Origin of the sequence: Cellulosimicrobium funkei, from assembly GCF_900155925.1 — a bacterium.
GTDB classification, from domain to species: domain Bacteria; phylum Actinomycetota; class Actinomycetes; order Actinomycetales; family Cellulomonadaceae; genus Cellulosimicrobium; species Cellulosimicrobium funkei.
Genome location: NZ_FTMI01000001.1, coordinates 223,359 through 239,695 on the forward strand (window position 1 = coordinate 223,359; position 16,337 = coordinate 239,695).

The window sequence follows — 16,337 nt, forward strand, 5'->3', positions numbered from 1 at the left end:
CGCCGGTCTAGGCCGAGTCCCGCACGACGAGCACGGGGTCGAAGATCCGCGACGTGACCCGCGGCTCGCCGGTCTCGACCTGCCCCAGCAGGAGGCGCGCCATCTCGGCGGCCATCTCCTCCACGGGCTGCCGCACCGTCGTGAGAGCCGGGCGCGTCAGCGTGCCGGCGGGGCTGTCGTCGAACCCGACGACCGCGACGTCGTCCGGGACGCGGCGACCCTGCTCGCGCAGCGCGTGCACCGCGCCCTGGGCCATGACGTCGTTCGACACGAAGACGCCGTCCAGGCCGGGAGCCGCGCGCAGCAGCTCGAGCATCGCGGCCTCGCCGCTCTCGACCGTGAAGTTGCCCTCCGCGCTCGGCACGTACGCGTGGCCGCGCCGGGCCATGGCGTCGCGGAACCCCTCGAGACGGTCGCGCGCCGCGAGCACGTCGAGGGGGCCCGAGACGACGCCCACCGACCGGCAGCCGCGGTCCAGCAGGTGGTGCGCGGCGAGGCGCGCACCGTCGGCGTTCGCGACGTCGACATAGCTCACCGGGAGGGGCCGCGGGGGCCGGGCGAAGAGCACCGTGGGCCTGCCCGTGGCCAGGAGCTGCTCGGGCAGCGGGTCGTCGGCGCGGGTCGAGACGACGAGCGCGCCGTCGGCGTTCCCGAACCGGAGGTACGAGACGACCTGCTGCCGCGCCTCGTCGCCGTCGGCGAGCATGAGCACCGGGTGGACGTCGTGCGGACGCAGGGACCGCACGAACGACCCCACGACGCGGCCGAAGAACGGGTCGGCGAGCAGGCGCGGGAGGTGCAGGCCGTCGTCGGGACCCGGCTCGGCGCCGGACACGACGACCGCGACGGTCCCGGTGCGGCGCGTGACGAGCGAGCGCGCCGCCCGGTTCGGCACGTACCCGGTCGTGGCGACGGCCTGCAGGACAACCTCCTGGACCGCGGGCGCGACCTTGCGCTTCCCGTTCACGACGCGCGAGACCGTCGCGCGCGACACCCCCGCCACCCGCGCGACGTCGTCGAGCGTCGGCACCCGATGCTCCACGTGCTCGCTCACGTGGCGACGATAGCAGGGGTAAGAGCGCTTTCCCGAGGCGGCGAGGAGTGCGCCGCCGCGCCGCGGGGAGACCCTACTTACTAACTAGTTCGTTAGAAATAGGGGCCCTTTTTGCCCAGTTATGGACGGATATAGACGGACACCGCGGCCGTGCGATCGCTTGACAGCCCCTCCGACCGGGTGAAAACTCAGCCTCGGTAAGAGCGCTCTCCCAGCACCACACCTCAGCCGCGGCGCCGCGGCTGAAGGCACGGCTCGATGACGAACTGTGCCCCGGGTCGATGCCGACCCGGGGCGGACGGAGAGGTAGAAGAACGCGATGCGCACCCCATCCCCCACCGCCCCCGCGCGCTCCCGCAGACACCGAGCAGCGCGTGCCGCGCTCGCGGTGCTGACCACCGGCGCGCTCGCGGGAGCCGCGCTCGTCGTGCCCGCGACGTCGGCGAGCGCCGAGCCCGTGCTCCTTTCCCAGGGCAGGCCCGCCACCGCGTCGTCGGTCCAGGACGACTGGTCCGGGTACGACGCCGCCAAGGCGGTCGACGGCGACCTCGGCACGCGCTGGTCCAGCGCCTGGAGCGATCCCCAGTGGCTCCAGGTCGACCTGCAGGAGCGCGCGAGCATCGACCGGGTCGAGCTGGCCTGGGAGGGCGCCTACTCCTCCGCGTACCAGGTCCAGGTCTCCGACGACGCCTCGGCGTGGCGGACGCTCTACTCCACCACCCAGGGCGACGGTGGCACGGACGTGCTCGACGTCGACGGCGAGGGTCGGTACGTCCGCGTGCTCTCGACCGCCCGCCCGGGCGGCTACGGCCACTCGCTCTACGAGTTCCGCGTCTTCGGCGAGGCCGGCGGCTCGGGGCCGGTCCACCCGACGGACCCCGGCGACCCGACCGACCCGTTCCCCGACTACGTGCACCCGGGCCACCCGACGGTCCCGGTCAAGGACTCCGGCCCGAGCGTGGTCGAGGTCGTCGGCGGCGACGGCGAGTGGGAGCTCCAGGTGGACGGGCAGCCCTACACGGTGCGCGGGTTCACGTGGGGTGGCACGAGCGCCGACGAGACCGGCCCGCGCATGCAGGGCCTCGCCGACATCAACGGCAACACGACCCGCACCTGGGGCACGGGCGCCGACTCGCGCGCGATCTTCGACGCCGCGGCCGAGCACGACGTCCGTGTCATCGCGGGCTTCTGGCTCATGCCCGGCGGCGGCCCGGGATCGGGCGGCTGCATCGACTACCGCACCGACACGACGTACAAGAACGACACCAAGGCCGACATCCTGCGCTGGGTGCAGGAGTACAAGAACCACCCGGCCGTGCTCATGTGGAACATCGGCAACGAGGCGATCCTCGGTCTCCAGAACTGCTACTCCGGCACGGACCTCGAGGAGATCCGCACCGCCTACGCGTCGTTCGTCAACGAGGTGAGCGTCGCGATCCACGCGATCGACCCCCACCACCCGACGTCGAACACCGACGCGTGGACCGGCGCGTGGCCGTACATCCGCGACCACGCTCCCGACCTGGACCTGCTCTCCATCAACGCGTACGGCGACGTGTGCAGCATCGCGAGCGCGTGGGAGGCCGGGAACTACGGCAAGCCGTACGTGCTCACCGAGGGCGGCGCGGCCGGCGAGTGGGAGGTGCCGGACGACGTGAACGGCGTCCCGGACGAGCCCACCGACATCGAGAAGAGCCGCGCACTGCCCCTGTCCTGGAAGTGCCTCATGGAGCACGAGGGCAAGGCGCTCGGCGCGACGTTCTTCCACTACGGCGTCGAGGGCGACTTCGGCGGCGTGTGGTTCAACGTCACGCCCGGCAACAACAAGCGCCTCGGCTACCACGCGATCGCCAAGACGTGGGGCGTCGACCTCGCGGGCGTGAACACGGCCCCGCGGATCACCGGCATGACGATCCTGGGCTCGACGTCGGTGACCGCCGGCGCCACGCTGGACGTCGACCTCACCGCGACCGACCCCGACGGCGACCCGATCAACTACGTCGCGTTCTTCAACAGCAAGTACGTCGACGGCGCCGGCGGCCTCGCCTGGACCGAGCTGACGAGCAAGGGCCAGGGGAAGTTCTCGGTCACCGCACCGTCGCGGCTCGGCGTGTGGAAGCTCTACGTGTGGGCCGAGGACGGGAAGGGGAACGTCGGGGTCGAGACGCGCTCGTTCCGCGTCGTCGCACCGCCGGTCGCGGGGACGAACATCGCGCAGGGCAGGACCACGACGGCGTCGAGCTTCGATCCCTGGAACGGGAACTGGTCCCCCGGCCAGGCGACCGACGGCGACCAGGGCACCCGCTGGGCGAGCAGCTGGAACGACGACGAGTGGCTGACGGTCGACCTCGGATCCGTCCAGGCGTTCCAGCACGTCCAGCTCGTCTGGGAGACCGCGTTCGGCAAGGCCTACCGGATCCAGACGTCGAACGACGGGCAGTCGTGGACCACGGTCCGCACGGTGACGGACGGCGACGGCGGGGTCGACAGCCTCGACGTCGCGGGCAACGGCCGCTACGTGCGGCTCCAGCTCGACGCGCGCGGCACCGAGTGGGGCTACTCGCTCTTCGAGCTCGGCGTGTACCAGCGCTGACACCCGCAGACGTCCGGGTGGGGGCGGCGGCAACCGCCCCCACCCGGCACGGCGCCCGGTGACAGACGCCGGGCGTGCCCATCATCCGCGCAGCGTCGCGCGCTCCTGCCCGAGAGGCTCCGCAGCGCGCGACGACCTCGAAGGAGGAAGCATGCACGGCACGACACGCACCACCACGCTATCGCCTCCCCGGCACGGCAGACGCCGCACCGGGACGCGGCGACGCCGGCTCGCCGCGACGATGACCGGCGTCCTCGTCGCGTCGACCTCGGTGGTCGTCACGACGAGCGCCGCCGCCGCCCCGGACACCCTGCTCTCCCAGGGCGCGCTCACGGCGGCGTCGAGCTCCGAGTCCGGTGGCCTGGGCCCCCGGTTCGCGGTCGACGGCGACCGGGCCACCCGCTGGGCGAGCCAGCCGAGCGACGACCAGTGGATCCGCGTCGACCTCGGCGAGGCGCACGACCTCGACCGCGTCGTCCTCGACTGGGAGGCGGCCTACGGCAAGGACTTCACGGTCCAGGTGTCCCAGGACGGCCGGTCCTGGACGACCGTCGCGACCGTCGTCGACGGGACGGGCGGCACGCAGTCGTTCGACGTCGACGTGACGGGTCGCTACGTCCAGGTCGTCGGGACGGAGCGCGGCACGCGGTACGGCTACTCGCTGCACGAGCTCCAGGTGTTCGGCGACGGCGACGCGCCGGACCCCGAGAACCCGCCGGAGTGGGACGACGAGGTCACCCACCACGAGTTCCAGGCCAACTGCTCGTTCTCGCACTTCCTGCCCGACGACCCGATCGTCTTCCCCGGCCAGCCAGGGAAGTCGCACCTGCACACGTTCGTCGGCAACCGCGTGACGGACGCGTTCACGGTGCCCGAGGACCTGTTCGAGAACACCGGCTCGACCTGCACGGTCCCGCAGGACCACTCGTCGTACTGGTTCCCGGCGATCGAGAAGAACGGCGTCCCGATCGAACCCGACATCCCGCTGACGATCTACTACAAGTCGGGGATCGACGACTACACCAAGGTCAGGCCCTTCCCGCCGGGCCTGCGGTTCGTCGCGGGCGACATGATGGCGACGTACGACGAGTTCAGGACCGCCCCGGGCGCCGTCGAGGGCTGGGAGTGCGGCGACATCTCCAAGAGCTGGGACATCCCCGCCCACTGCCCGGAGGGCACCGAGCTGAACATCCGTTACCAGGCGCCGAGCTGCTGGGACGGCATGCACCTGTCCCCCGACGCCTCGGCCCACATGGGTCACGGCACGCACATGGCGTACCCCGTGGACGGGCAGTGCCCCATGACGCACCCGATCGCGGTCCCGATGATCGAGTTCAAGATCGCGTGGCCCGTGAGCGGTGACATGTCCGACGTGCGGCTCGTGAGCGGCTCCGACCAGTCGTGGCACTACGACTTCATCAACGGCTGGGAGCCCGAGGTGCTGGAGCGCCTCGTGGAGCACTGCATCAACGGCGGGCTCCAGTGCAACCCGCGCGGGTACGACCTCTACAAGCCGCACCGCGGCACCGTCCTCGACGAGAACTACCAGCTCGTCGGCTGACACCCCACCGCCCGACGGGCGCGGCGTCGTCGAGCACGACGGCGCCGCGTCCGGGGCACGGTCGTGCCCGTGGCACGGCCCCCCCGACCCGAAGAAGGCAGGACCATGCATCTCCGACCCACGGCCAGGCTCCGCCTGGCCTCCCTCGCCGCGGGACTGACCGCGGCGTGCGTCGCGGCCCCGCTCGTGGCGGCCGCAGCGCCCGTCGCGACCGCGGCGGAACCCGTCAACCTCTCCCAGGGCAAGCCCGCGACGGCATCGAGCGTGCAGGGCGACTACGCCGCCGCGCGGGCGGTCGACGGCGACCTGAGCACCCGCTGGGGCAGCGAGTTCGCCGAGGGCCAGTGGCTCCAGGTGGACCTCGGCCAGGTCTCGACGCTCTCCTCCGTCGCCCTGAGCTGGGAGGGCGCCTACGGCAAGGGCTTCCGCATCGAGGCGTCCGACGACGGCACGACCTGGCGCACGCTGCGCACCGTCACCGACGGTGCCGGCGGGCGGCAGACGCTGCCCGTGTCCGGGACCGGGCGCTACGTGCGCCTGCTCGGCACCGAGCGCAGCACCGGCTACGGCTACTCGCTGTGGGAGCTCCAGGTGTTCGGCACGCCCGGGACCGACGGCGGCCCGGTCGGCCCGGTCGACGACTGCACGACGAACGCCGCGCTCGGGAAGGCAGCGACGGCGTCGTCCACGGAGGGCGCGCACGCCGCGGGCCTCGCGGTGGACGGCAAGGCCGACACGCGCTGGAGCAGCGAGTTCTCCGCCGCGCAGTGGCTCCAGGTCGACCTGGGTGCGATCGAACCGGTCTGCGGGATCGAGATCGACTGGGAGGGCGCCTACGGCAAGGGATTCCGGGTCGAGACCTCCGACGACGGCGCCCTGTGGCGCACCCTGCGCACGGTCACCGACGGGACCGGCGGCAAGCAGGTCCTCGACGTCACCGGGTCCGGTCGCTACGTCCGGCTCGTCGGCACCGAGCGCGGGACCGGCTGGGGCTACTCGATCTGGGAGCTGCGCGTGCTGACCACGGCTGACGGGACACCGAATCCCGGGACGGGCGAGCCGATCGAGGGCGGCGGGGACCTCGGGCCGAACGTGCACGTGTTCGGCCCCGGCACCCCGGTCGAGCAGATCCAGGCCGCCGTCGACGCGGCGTACGCGGCGCAGGAGGAGAGCCAGTTCGGCCTGCGCCGCGACCAGTTCCTCTTCGAGCCCGGCACGTACCCGGTGCACGTCGACGTCGGCTTCAACACCGCGGTCAACGGCCTCGGCAAGAACCCCGACGACGTGAACATCACGGGCGGCGTCTGGGCCGACGCGGAGTGGTTCGAGGGGAACGCCACGCAGAACTTCTGGCGCTCCATCGAGAACCTCGCCGTCACCCCGACCGGCGGCGACATGCGCTGGGCCGTCTCGCAAGCAGCGCCCATGCGTCGCGTCCACGTCAAGGGCAACCTCATGCTGCACTCGTCGCGCTACGGGTGGGCGTCGGGCGGCTTCACCGCCGACTCCGTCGTCGACGGCCAGGTGCGGGCCTACACGCAGCAGCAGTGGTACACCCGCGACTCGACGCTCACGGGCGGCTGGGACGGCACGCTGTGGAACATGGTGTTCTCCGGCACCGAGAACGCCCCGCCGACGACGTTCCCCGAGCCCGCCGTCACCACGCTCGACACCACCGGCACGATCCGCGAGAAGCCGTACCTCTACCTCGACGGCGACGACTACGCCGTCTTCGTCCCGTCGCTGCGCGAGGGGACGCGCGGCGCGACGTGGAAGAACGGCTCCACGCCCGGCACGTCGATCCCGCTCGACGACTTCTACGTCGCGCACCCCGGCGACACCGCCGAGCACATCAACGCGGCGCTCGACCAGGGCCTCCACCTCCTGCTCACCCCCGGCGTCTACGAGCTCGACGAGACGATCGAGGTGAACCGCGCGGGCACCGTCGTGCTCGGCCTCGGCTACGCGACGATCGTGCCCACCGCGGGGCAGACGGCGATGCAGGTCGGCGACGTCGACGGCGTCCGGGTCGCGAGCGTCCTGTTCGACGCCGGGGCGGCCGAGTCCCCGAGCATGCTCACCGTCGGCACGGACGGCTCGAGCGCGGACCACGCCGGCGACCCGATCTCGATCCACGACGTGTTCGTGCGCGTCGGCGGCGCGCACGCGGGCAAGGTGGACAGCGCGATCGTCATCAACGCGGACGACACGATCGTGGACCACATCTGGTCCTGGCGCGGCGACCACGGCGAGGGCATCGGCTGGGACGTGAACACCGCCGACCACGGCCTCGTGGTCAACGGCGACGACGTCGACGGCTACGGCCTCTTCGTCGAGCACTACCAGAAGTACAACACCCTGTGGAACGGCGAGCGGGGGCGCACGATCTTCTACCAGAACGAGCTCCCGTACGACCCGCCGAACCAGGCCGCGTGGAACCACGACGGCGTCCGGGGGTGGGCCGCGTACAAGGTCGCGGACCACGTGCGCGACCACGAGGCCTGGGGCCTGGGCTCCTACTGCGTGTTCACGTCCGACGCGTCGATCGTCTCCGACAACGGGTTCGAGGTCCCGGTCACCCCGGGCGTGCGGATGCACTCGCTGCTGACCGTCTCGCTCGGCGGGGTCGGTACGTACGAGCACGTCATCAACGGCGTCGGTCCCCGTGCCAGCGGCGTCGAGACCGTCCCGGCGAAGGTCGTCAGCTACCCGTAGACGGGTGGCAGCATCGCCGTCGGCCCGGCGCAGGAGCCGGGCCGACGGCGAGCGCTCGTCAGCGGGTCGGGGTCTCCACGACCTGCCCCGCCCACGCGAAGCCGCCGCCGAAGCCGAAGAGCAGCGCGGGGACGCCCGCGGGAATCTTGCCCGCGTGCCACCACTTGGAGAGCCCGAGCGGGATGGACGCCGCGGACGTGTTGCCGGACTCGACGATGTCCGTGACGACGACCTTCGACTCCATCCCGAGCGCCTTCGCGAGCGGCTCGATGATGCGCAGGTTGGCCTGGTGCGCGACGAGCACCTCGATGTCGTCGAGCGAGACGCCGGAGCGCTCCACGACGGTGCGCGCACGCTCGGCGGCGCGCGTGATGGCCCACTTGAAGACGGCGCGGCCGTCCTGGGCGAACTTCTCCTGGGGCGCCTCGATGAGCACGGCCGGGGTGAGGTCGGGCTCGGAGCCCCAGGTCACCGGGCCGACGCCGGGCTCGTCCGTCGCGCGCAGCACGGCCGCGCCCGCGCCGTCCGCGGTGAGGATGCACGTGCTGCGGTCGGTCCAGTCGGTGAACGCGGTGAGCTTCTCCGCGCCGACCACGACGGCCGTGCGCGCCGAGCCGCCGCGGATCGCCTGGTCGGCGAGGCCGACGGAGTGGGCGAAACCGGAGCACGCGACGTTCACGTCGAGCACCGCCGGCCCGACGACGCCCCGCAGGTCGAGCTCGGACGCCTCCTCGGGCGTCGACTGCCCGGGCATGACGCCGGTGCGCAGGTGGTATGCGACGCGGCCCGCCGTGTTGGGCGAGCGGTCCGTCGCGGTCGCCGTGGCGACGACGACGAGGTCGACCTCGGCCGGGTCGACGCCCGCGTCGTCGAGCGCGTGGCGTGCCGCCGCGGTCGCCATGTCGGCGACGGTCGTGTCGTCGTCCGCGACGTGCCGCGTGACGATGCCCGTCCGCGAGCGGATCCACTCGTCGTTGGTCTCGACGAGCTGCGCGATGTCGTCGTTCGTCAGCGTCTTCTCGGGCTGGAAGTGACCGAGGCCGACGATGCGCGACCCGGCCGCGCCGGTGGCGGGAGTGAGCATGAGGACGATCATGTCACGCGGCCGCTCGTCGTCAGAACGCTCCGGGCGGGGCTCCGGGAGGTCGTGCGCCACACCCGTGACGTACCGTCGGGAGGTCCGCCGTCGTGCCACCGAAGGAGCCGTCGTGTCCCGTCCGCCGCTGCCCTCCCGTCTCGTCGAGATGCTCCGCCGCCCGAACGCCGCCGTCATGGCGACGGTGCGCTCCGACGGCGCGCCCGTCACCGCCGCGACCTGGTACGTCTGGGAGGACGACGGCCGCGTGCTCGTCAACCTCGACGAGTCCCGCGTGCGGCTCAAGCACCTGCGCAACGACCCCCGGGTCTCGCTCACCGTGCTCGACGAGAACTGGTACACGCAGGTGACGCTCATCGGTCGCGTCGTCGAGCTGCGCGCCGACGAGGGCCTGGCCGACATCGACCGCATCTCGCGCCACTACACCGGCCACGAGTACGCGAACCGCACCGACCCGCGCGTCAGCGCCTGGGTCGAGGTCGAGCGCTGGTACGGCTGGGGCGAGGCGAAGGCCGGCGACGACGCGTAGCGCCGTCGGCCGCCCGCCGTCCGTCCCCGAGGCCGCACTGCGACGCCCCGCGAGGGACGGTCGCGAGAAAGGTGTCGATCTCGGCGACCGGGCTTCGTCGTCCTCCCGTACGGCCGCCCGGGCCGTGCGGGAGGAGGAGGCACGATGACGACGTTCCTGGAGACGATCCTCGCGGCGGACCGCGAGCACCCGCCGGACCGTGCGCGGTACCGTGACGGGCGACGCAGCGCCGGGGACGGGACGTCCGCCGCCGACGTCGCGTCCTCCGGGCCGACGGCGCTCCGCCGGCCCGCGGCGACGAGGGCGGAGGACCTCTGATGCGCTACCTCATGCTCGTGCTCGGCACCCCGGACGACCCGGGGCTGCCGCCCGAGGAGGCCGAGGCCGCGGCCCCGATCGGGGAGTGGGTCGGGCGGCACTACGGCAGCGGCGCCGCGGTGGTCGGCGACCGGCTGCGCCCGCCCGAGGACGCCGTGGGCGTGCGGGTCCGGGGCGGCAAGGTGCTCGTCACGGATGGTCCGTTCTCCGAGACGAAGGAGTCGATCGCGGGCTTCGACGTCCTTGAGGCGCCCGACCTGGACACCGCGATCGCCATCGCGTCCGAGCACCCCATGGCGTACGGCGGCGCGATCGAGCTGCACCCCGCGTGGCCGCTGGACCTCGACGGGTCCTGACCTGCCGGCCGCGACGGACCCCGTCGAGGACGCGTTCCGCACCGAGTGGGGACGCGTCCTCGGCGCCGTCGCGCGCAGCACGGGCGACCTCGACCTGGCCGAGGAGTCCACGCAGGAGGCGTTCGCCGCGGCGCTCCGGACGTGGCGCCGCGACGGCGTGCCCGAGCGTCCCGGCGCGTGGCTGACGACGACCGCGCGCCGCCACGCGATCGACGTGCTGCGCCGTCGTCGGGTCGAGGCGGAGCGGGTCGCGGCCGCGGGCCGCCTGGGCGAGCGCGTCGACCCGGGTCCCCGGGGCGGGGGCCGAGCCGCGGACCCGGTGCTCGACCAGGTCGCGCGCGGCCTCGACGACGACCCCTGGGACGCCGACGACCCGGACGGCGACCTCGTGCGCCTGCTCTTCACGTGCTGCCACCCGGCGCTGCCCGCCGAGGCGCGGGTCGCGCTCACCCTCCGGTCGCTGACCGGCCTGACGACCGCCCAGGTCGCGCGCGCCTTCCTCGTCCCCGAGGCGACGATGGCGCAGCGCCTGGTCCGGGCCAAGCGCCGTATCCGCGCCACCGGCATGACCTTCCGCGTGCCGCCGTCCGCGCTGCGGGCCGAGCGCGTCGAGGGCGTCCTCGCGGTGCTGTACGTCCTGTTCACCGAGGGGTACGACGCCTGGGCGGAGCCCGCCGACGCCGTCGAGGGCTCGGCCGAGCGGCGCGCGCTCGCCGACGTCGCCGTCCGGCTCGCGCGGCTCACCGCTCGCCTGCTCGACGACGAGCCCGAGGCCCGCGGGCTGCTCGCCCTGCTGCTGCTCCAGCACGCGCGCCGCGACGAGCGCGTGGGCCCCGACGGCGTCACGCGGACCCTGGCCGAGCAGGACCGCGCGCGCTGGCGGCACGACGAGATCGCCGAGGGGCTGGCCGCGCTGGACGCGGCGCTCGCCGTCGGGCGGCCCGGGCCGTACCAGGTGCAGGCCGCCGTCGCGGCGCTCCACGACGAGGCGACCGACGCGGCCGCGACCGACTGGCCGCAGATCCTCGGTCTCTACGACGTGCTGCTCGACCTCACCGGCTCGCCCGTCGTCGCGCTCAACCGCGCGGTCGCGGTCGCGGAGGTGCACGGCGCGGACGCGGGGCTTGCCGCTGTCGACGCCTTCGCGGACGAGCAGGCGCTCGCGGGCTACCACCTGCTGCCCGCCGTCCGCGCCGAGCTGCTCGTCCGGGCCGGGCGCCCTGCGGACGCTGCCGTCGACCTGCGCCGCGCCCTCACGCTCGTGGACCGCGAGGGCGACCGCCGCCTCCTGGAGCGCCGCCTGTCCGACCTGCCCCGCGCGAGACCGGCCTAGCCGCCGCGAGACCCGTCGCGGGACGCGCGCGCGACGGTCCGCTCAGAGGCCCGTCTCGGCGTAGAAGCCCTCGATGTGGGCGCGCACCGCGCGGGCCGCGCGCTCGCCGTCGCCGCCCGCGACGGCGCCGAGCACCGCGCGGTGCTCGGCGCGCAGGCGCGCCGCGGTCCGCTCCCACGACGGGAGCGCGGCGCTGCCCGCGGCGACGTACGACTCGATCGCGCCGCGCAGCCCGGTCATGACGGCCTCGACGAGCGCGTTGCCCGCGAGCCGCACGAGCAGCACGTGGAACGTCGCGTCGAGCTCGCGGAAGTCGGCCGCGGGCACAGTCGGGTCGTCCATGCGGTCGAGCAGCTCTCCGGCCTCCGCGAGCGTCGCCGCGGCCTCGTCGTCTCCCGCGCCGACCCGCTCCCCTGCGGCCCGGACCGCCCACGTCTCGAGCAGCACGCGCGTCTCGACGACGTCGCGCACCGCGAGCGTCCCGGACGCGACGTGCAGGCGCACGGCCGCGCCCAGCCCGGCGGCGGGCCGGTCGACGACGGTGGCGCCGGCGTCGGGCCCGGAGCCCACGGCGGTGCGCACGATGCCCATGGCCTCGAGCACGCGGAGCGCCTCGCGCACCGAGGGCCGCGAGACGCCGAGCTCCTCCGCGAGCGCGCGCTCGGCGGGGAGGCGCTCACCGAGCGCCCAGCGGCCCGCGGCGAGGTCCGCCTCGATGCGGGCGAGGACGCGTTCGTGGGTGCGCACCCGCTCAGGGTAGGCGACCCCGGCACGCTGTGGTCAGACCACGCCGCCCTCGTGGTCTACAGTGGACGGCCTGTGGTCAGACCACAGCCGCGGCGCCTCACCGCGGCGGTCTCGGCAGGCGGCACCGACGCGGCCCGGCGAGACTGGACCCGACTCGCCTCCCCCGGAGCCCTGATGCGCATAGCCCTCACCGCGACCTGCATCGGCGACGTGATGTTCCCCCAGGCACCGCGCGCCACCGCCCTCCTCCTCGAGCGCCTCGGCCACGAGGTGTTCTTCCCCGAGCGCCAGGCCTGCTGCGGCCAGATGCACGTCAACACGGGGTACCTCGACGAGGCGGTCCCCGTGGTGCGCAACCACGTCGAGGCGTTCTCCCCCGTGCTCGACGGCGAGTGGGACGCGATCGTCGTCCCGTCCGGGTCGTGCACCGGGTCCGTGCGCCACCAGCAGGGCATGGTCTGCCGGCGCGCCGGACTCGACGACCTCGCGCGCACCGCCGACGCGGTCGCCGCGAAGACGTACGAGCTGTCCGAGCTGCTCGTCGACGTGCTCGGCGTGACCGACGTCGGCGCCTACTTCCCCCACCGGGTCACCTACCACCCGACGTGCCACTCGCTGCGCATGCTCCACGTCGGCGACAAGCCGCTGCGCCTCCTGCGCGCGGTCGAGGGCATCGACCTCGTCGAGCTGCCCGCGGCGGAGGAGTGCTGCGGGTTCGGCGGCACGTTCGCGCTGAAGAACGCGGAGACCTCGACGGCGATGCTCGCCGACAAGATGACGCACGTGAAGTCGACGGGCGCCGAGGTCCTCGCCGCGGGCGACGCGTCGTGCCTCATGCACATCGGCGGCGGCCTGTCGCGCATCCGCGCGGGCGTCCGCACGCTGCACCTCGCCGAGATCCTCGCGTCCACCAAGGACACGCCCGCTCCCGCCGGGGTCGGCCCGACGACGCGCGGGGGTGCTCGGTGAGCCGCACGTTCCTCGGCCTGCCCGTCCGGCGCGGCGCGCGCACCCTGCCCGACGACGTCGCGCGCCCGGGCGGGCACGGCACCTCGGCGGGTGCGGGGGCGGCGTCGGACGCGTTCGGCGACGTGCCGCACCCGGACGCCCCGCTGCGCTGGGGCGGGTCGTTCCCCGACGCGGCGCGCGAGGCGCTCCAGAACACGCAGCTGCGGCGCAACCTCGCGCACGCGACGTCGACCATCCGCGCCAAGCGCGCCGCCGTCGTCGGCGAGGTGCCGGACTGGGAGGCGCTGCGCGACGCGGGCTCCGCGATCAAGACCGACGTCATGGCGCGCCTGCCCGAGCTCCTCGAGGAGCTGGAGCGCAACGTCGTGGCGCGCGGCGGCGTCGTGCACTGGGCGCGCGACGCGGACGAGGCCAACCGGATCGTCGCGGACCTCGTCAAGGCCAAGGGGGTCGACGAGGTCGTCAAGGTGAAGTCCATGGCGACGCAGGAGACCGGGCTCAACGAGGCGCTCGCCGCCGAGGGGATCGCGGCGTACGAGACGGACCTCGCGGAGCTCATCGTGCAGCTCGCCGACGACATGCCGTCGCACATCCTCGTGCCCGCGATCCACCGCAACCGGGCGGAGATCCGCGAGATCTTCCTCGCCCGCATGGGCGACGCCCCGCCGGACCTGTCGGACGTCCCGCGCGAGCTCGCGATGGCCGCGCGCGCCCACCTGCGCCGCAAGTTCCTCTCGGCGAAGGTCGCGATCAGCGGCGCGAACTTCGGCGTCGCGGACACGGGGACGCTGACCGTCGTCGAGTCCGAGGGCAACGGCCGCATGTGCCTCACGCTCCCCGAGACCCTCATCACGGTCATGGGGATCGAGAAGGTCGTGCCCACGTACACCGACCTGGAGGTGTTCCTCCAGCTCCTGCCGCGGTCGTCCACGGGCGAGCGCATGAACCCCTACACGTCCCTGTGGACGGGCGTCACGCCCGGCGACGGCCCGCAGGAGTTCCACCTCGTGCTGCTCGACAACGGGCGGACCGACGTCCTCGCCGACGAGGTCGGGCGGGCCGCGCTGCACTGCATCCGCTGCTCCGCGTGCCTCAACGTGTGCCCGGTGTACGAGCGGGTGGGCGGCCACGCGTACGGGTCGGTGTACCCCGGCCCGATCGGCGCGATCCTCACGCCGCAGCTCACGAAGTCCTCCGGCGGCCTCTCCGGCCACCACGACCCCAACGCGTCGCTCCCCTACGCCTCGACGCTGTGCGGCGCGTGCTACGAGGTGTGCCCCGTGAAGATCGACATCCCGTCGATCCTCGTCGAGCTCCGGGCGCGCGAGGTCGACGCCGACCGCGGCCGCCCCACCGGGTGGGGCGCAGCGATGAAGGCGGCCTCGTTCGTCATGTCCGACGCGCGCCGGTTCGAGCTCGCGGAGAAGGCGGCGGGGGTCGGGCGCCTGGTCGCCGGTCCGAAGGGCCGGATCTCGACCCTCCCCCCGCCCGCGTCCGCGTGGACCCGCTCGCGCGACCTCCCGGCGCCCGCGAAGCAGACCTTCCGCGACTGGTGGCGCGACCGCCCGGCCGACGAGCCCCGCACCGAGGGAGGTGAGGACCGGTGAGCGCGCGCGACGACGTCCTCGCCCGCGTGCGCACCGCGCTCGGCGGGTCGACGGCGGCGGGCGGCCCCGCGGCGTCGGGCAGCGTGCCGCGCGCCTATCGCGAGCACGGCGAGCTCGCCCCGGGCTCGCCCGAGGTCGTGGACGTGCTCGTCGACCGGCTCGTCGACTACCGGGCGCACGTGCACCGCGCCGAGACGTCGGCGGACGTGGCCACGGTCGTCGGCGACCTGCTCGCCGACGCGACGTCCGTCGTCGTGCCGGCCGGTCTCGACGAGGCATGGCTCGCGGGCCTGGGCGCCGGGACCGCCGTCGTGCGGGACGCGCGCGACGACCCGCGCACGCCCGACGAGCTCGACCGCACGGACGCCGTCGTCACGGCGGCGCGCGTCGCGGTAGGCGACACCGGGACGATCGTGCTCGACGGCGAGCCCGACCAGGGCCGCCGGGCGATCACGCTCGTCCCCGACCTGCACGTGTGCGTCGTGCGCACGGACCAGGTGGTGCAGACCGTGCCCGAGGCCGTGCGCCTGCTCGCCGCGCACCCCGGGCGCCCGCAGACCTGGATCAGCGGCCCGAGCGCGACGAGCGACATCGAGCTCTCCCGCGTCGAGGGCGTGCACGGCCCCCGCACCCTCCACGTCGTCCTCGCCCCGCCGAGGTAGAGCCCCGGTCCGCCGAGGTAGAGCCCTGGTCGTGACCAGGGCTCTACCTCGCGCGACCGGGGCTCTACCTCGCGGGGAGTCCTGCCCGACGGCGGTGGCGCACCTCCGCGAGGACCGTCGCCAGGCGGACGGGGAAGTCGTCGGGCGTGCCGGGCGGCAGCGCGTCCACCGGGAACCACGCGACGTCCTCGCTCTCGTCGCTGACGACCGTGCGCGCGTCCGGGTCGGCGAACGCGACGAACCCGACGTCCCAGTGCGTCCGGCAGGTGCCGAACGCCGCGGCGAGGTCGTGCCGGTGCACATCGACCGGGGCGGACGGCGCGGCGTCGGCCCCGACCACGGACTCCGCACCCGGCTCGGGATCCGCGTCGAGCGGGACGCCCGGCTCGGGGTCCGGGTCGAACGGGACGAGGTCCTCGATGCCGCTCTCCTCGCGCGCCTCGCGGTAGGCCGCACCGGCGAGCGTCGTGTCCTCCGGCTCGGTGTGGCCGCCCACCTGGACCCAGAACCGGCCCTTGCGGTGGAAGCACAGCAGCACGCGGTCGAGACCGGGACTGAGCACGAAGCAGCTCGCCGTGAGGTGCTGCGGACCGCCGTCGCGCCGCACCGCCTCGGCGCGCGGGCCGGCGTCGCCGCGGACGAACGCGCGGTACTCCGCCGCGAGCGCCTCCTGACGGGGATCCACGGGCTCCCAGCGGTCGAGGCGGTCGAGGGCGTCGCGGGCGAGCAGGGCGGCGGGGTCCGGAGGGGTCACCGGGGAAGGCTACGCGCCGCACCCGACGCCCCGCCTCGGGGCT

General features: G+C 74.0%; 14 protein-coding genes. 10 read left to right on the forward strand and 4 right to left on the reverse strand.

What is annotated here, in order from left to right; all coding sequences use genetic code 11:
- Positions 1–7: 7 nt before the first annotated feature.
- Complete coding sequence (locus BXA05_RS00905) at positions 8–1,054, reverse strand: LacI family DNA-binding transcriptional regulator (protein WP_076403371.1); 1,047 nt, start codon at positions 1,052–1,054, stop codon at positions 8–10.
- Between the two features lie 319 nt (positions 1,055–1,373).
- Between BXA05_RS00905 and BXA05_RS00910 the strand changes: the two genes are divergently transcribed.
- The 3 genes from BXA05_RS00910 to BXA05_RS00920 all read left to right on the forward strand — a co-directional run bounded on the left by BXA05_RS00910 (position 1,374) and on the right by BXA05_RS00920 (position 7,923).
- Positions 1,374–3,647: a discoidin domain-containing protein gene (locus tag BXA05_RS00910; protein ID WP_076403373.1), complete on the forward strand. Its 2,274-nt coding sequence runs from the start codon at positions 1,374–1,376 to the stop codon at positions 3,645–3,647.
- 241 nt (positions 3,648–3,888) lie between these two features.
- Positions 3,889–5,208, forward strand: a complete 1,320-nt coding sequence (locus BXA05_RS00915; RefSeq protein WP_076403374.1) for a DUF1996 domain-containing protein — start codon at positions 3,889–3,891, stop codon at positions 5,206–5,208.
- Between the two features lie 105 nt (positions 5,209–5,313).
- Positions 5,314–7,923, forward strand: a complete 2,610-nt coding sequence (locus tag BXA05_RS00920) for a discoidin domain-containing protein (protein WP_076403376.1) — start codon at positions 5,314–5,316, stop codon at positions 7,921–7,923.
- 58 nt (positions 7,924–7,981) lie between these two features.
- Here BXA05_RS00920 and BXA05_RS00925 read toward each other — a convergent pair whose 3' ends face one another.
- Entirely contained in the window at positions 7,982–9,007 is a 1,026-nt protein-coding gene (locus BXA05_RS00925) for a 3-oxoacyl-[acyl-carrier-protein] synthase III C-terminal domain-containing protein (protein WP_061266668.1), read from the reverse strand.
- Positions 9,008–9,131: 124 nt separating this feature from the next.
- On the opposite strand from BXA05_RS00925, the gene BXA05_RS00930 reads away from it, so the two are divergent.
- From BXA05_RS00930 to BXA05_RS00940, 4 genes are all read left to right on the forward strand, one after another.
- Positions 9,132–9,548 (forward strand): TIGR03618 family F420-dependent PPOX class oxidoreductase, encoded by a 417-nt coding sequence (locus tag BXA05_RS00930; protein WP_076403377.1) that lies wholly within the window; start codon positions 9,132–9,134, stop codon positions 9,546–9,548.
- Between the two features lie 144 nt (positions 9,549–9,692).
- Complete coding sequence (locus BXA05_RS19915; protein ID WP_170963113.1) at positions 9,693–9,866, forward strand: hypothetical protein; 174 nt, start codon at positions 9,693–9,695, stop codon at positions 9,864–9,866.
- Positions 9,866–10,222: a YciI family protein gene (locus BXA05_RS00935; RefSeq protein ID WP_009862891.1), complete on the forward strand. Its 357-nt coding sequence runs from the start codon at positions 9,866–9,868 to the stop codon at positions 10,220–10,222. Before BXA05_RS19915 ends, BXA05_RS00935 begins: the two co-directional genes overlap by 1 nt.
- A 1-nt stretch (position 10,223) precedes the next feature.
- Complete coding sequence (locus BXA05_RS00940) at positions 10,224–11,555, forward strand: RNA polymerase sigma factor (protein ID WP_076404034.1); 1,332 nt, start codon at positions 10,224–10,226, stop codon at positions 11,553–11,555.
- A 42-nt stretch (positions 11,556–11,597) separates the two neighbouring features.
- Here BXA05_RS00940 and BXA05_RS00945 read toward each other — a convergent pair whose 3' ends face one another.
- Positions 11,598–12,302 (reverse strand): FadR/GntR family transcriptional regulator, encoded by a 705-nt coding sequence (locus tag BXA05_RS00945; protein WP_076403379.1) that lies wholly within the window; start codon positions 12,300–12,302, stop codon positions 11,598–11,600.
- A 174-nt stretch (positions 12,303–12,476) separates the two neighbouring features.
- Here BXA05_RS00945 and BXA05_RS00950 point away from each other — a divergent pair, with 174 nt between their 5' ends.
- Genes BXA05_RS00950 through BXA05_RS00960 form a run of 3 tightly spaced genes read left to right on the forward strand, consistent with a single transcriptional unit; the run spans position 12,477 to position 15,540 of the window.
- Entirely contained in the window at positions 12,477–13,271 is a 795-nt protein-coding gene (locus tag BXA05_RS00950) for a (Fe-S)-binding protein (RefSeq protein ID WP_076403380.1), read from the forward strand.
- Positions 13,268–14,878: a LutB/LldF family L-lactate oxidation iron-sulfur protein gene (locus BXA05_RS00955; RefSeq protein ID WP_170963114.1), complete on the forward strand. Its 1,611-nt coding sequence runs from the start codon at positions 13,268–13,270 to the stop codon at positions 14,876–14,878. The genes BXA05_RS00950 and BXA05_RS00955 overlap by 4 nt, the downstream gene beginning before the upstream one ends.
- A complete protein-coding gene (locus tag BXA05_RS00960) occupies positions 14,875–15,540 on the forward strand; it encodes a LutC/YkgG family protein (protein ID WP_076403382.1) in 666 nt (221 codons plus the stop codon). The genes BXA05_RS00955 and BXA05_RS00960 overlap by 4 nt, the downstream gene beginning before the upstream one ends.
- A 64-nt stretch (positions 15,541–15,604) precedes the next feature.
- Here BXA05_RS00960 and BXA05_RS00965 read toward each other — a convergent pair whose 3' ends face one another.
- Positions 15,605–16,294: an NUDIX hydrolase gene (locus BXA05_RS00965; protein WP_076403383.1), complete on the reverse strand. Its 690-nt coding sequence runs from the start codon at positions 16,292–16,294 to the stop codon at positions 15,605–15,607.
- Positions 16,295–16,337 lie beyond the last annotated feature (43 nt).

What these genes read in the sequence shown, in the direction of transcription:
- BXA05_RS00910 (WP_076403373.1), top strand. Translation starts at nt 1,374, where the DNA reads ATGCGCACCCCATCCCCCACCGCCCCCGCGCGCTCCCGCAGACACCGA.
- BXA05_RS00935 (WP_009862891.1), top strand. Translation starts at nt 9,866, where the DNA reads ATGCGCTACCTCATGCTCGTGCTCGGCACCCCGGACGACCCGGGGCTG.
- BXA05_RS00950 (WP_076403380.1), top strand. Translation starts at nt 12,477, where the DNA reads ATGCGCATAGCCCTCACCGCGACCTGCATCGGCGACGTGATGTTCCCC.
- BXA05_RS00925 (WP_061266668.1), bottom strand. Translation starts at nt 9,007, where the DNA reads ATGCTCACTCCCGCCACCGGCGCGGCCGGGTCGCGCATCGTCGGCCTC.
- BXA05_RS19915 (WP_170963113.1), top strand. Translation starts at nt 9,693, where the DNA reads ATGACGACGTTCCTGGAGACGATCCTCGCGGCGGACCGCGAGCACCCG.
- BXA05_RS00920 (WP_076403376.1), top strand. Translation starts at nt 5,314, where the DNA reads ATGCATCTCCGACCCACGGCCAGGCTCCGCCTGGCCTCCCTCGCCGCG.
- BXA05_RS00915 (WP_076403374.1), top strand. Translation starts at nt 3,889, where the DNA reads ATGACCGGCGTCCTCGTCGCGTCGACCTCGGTGGTCGTCACGACGAGC.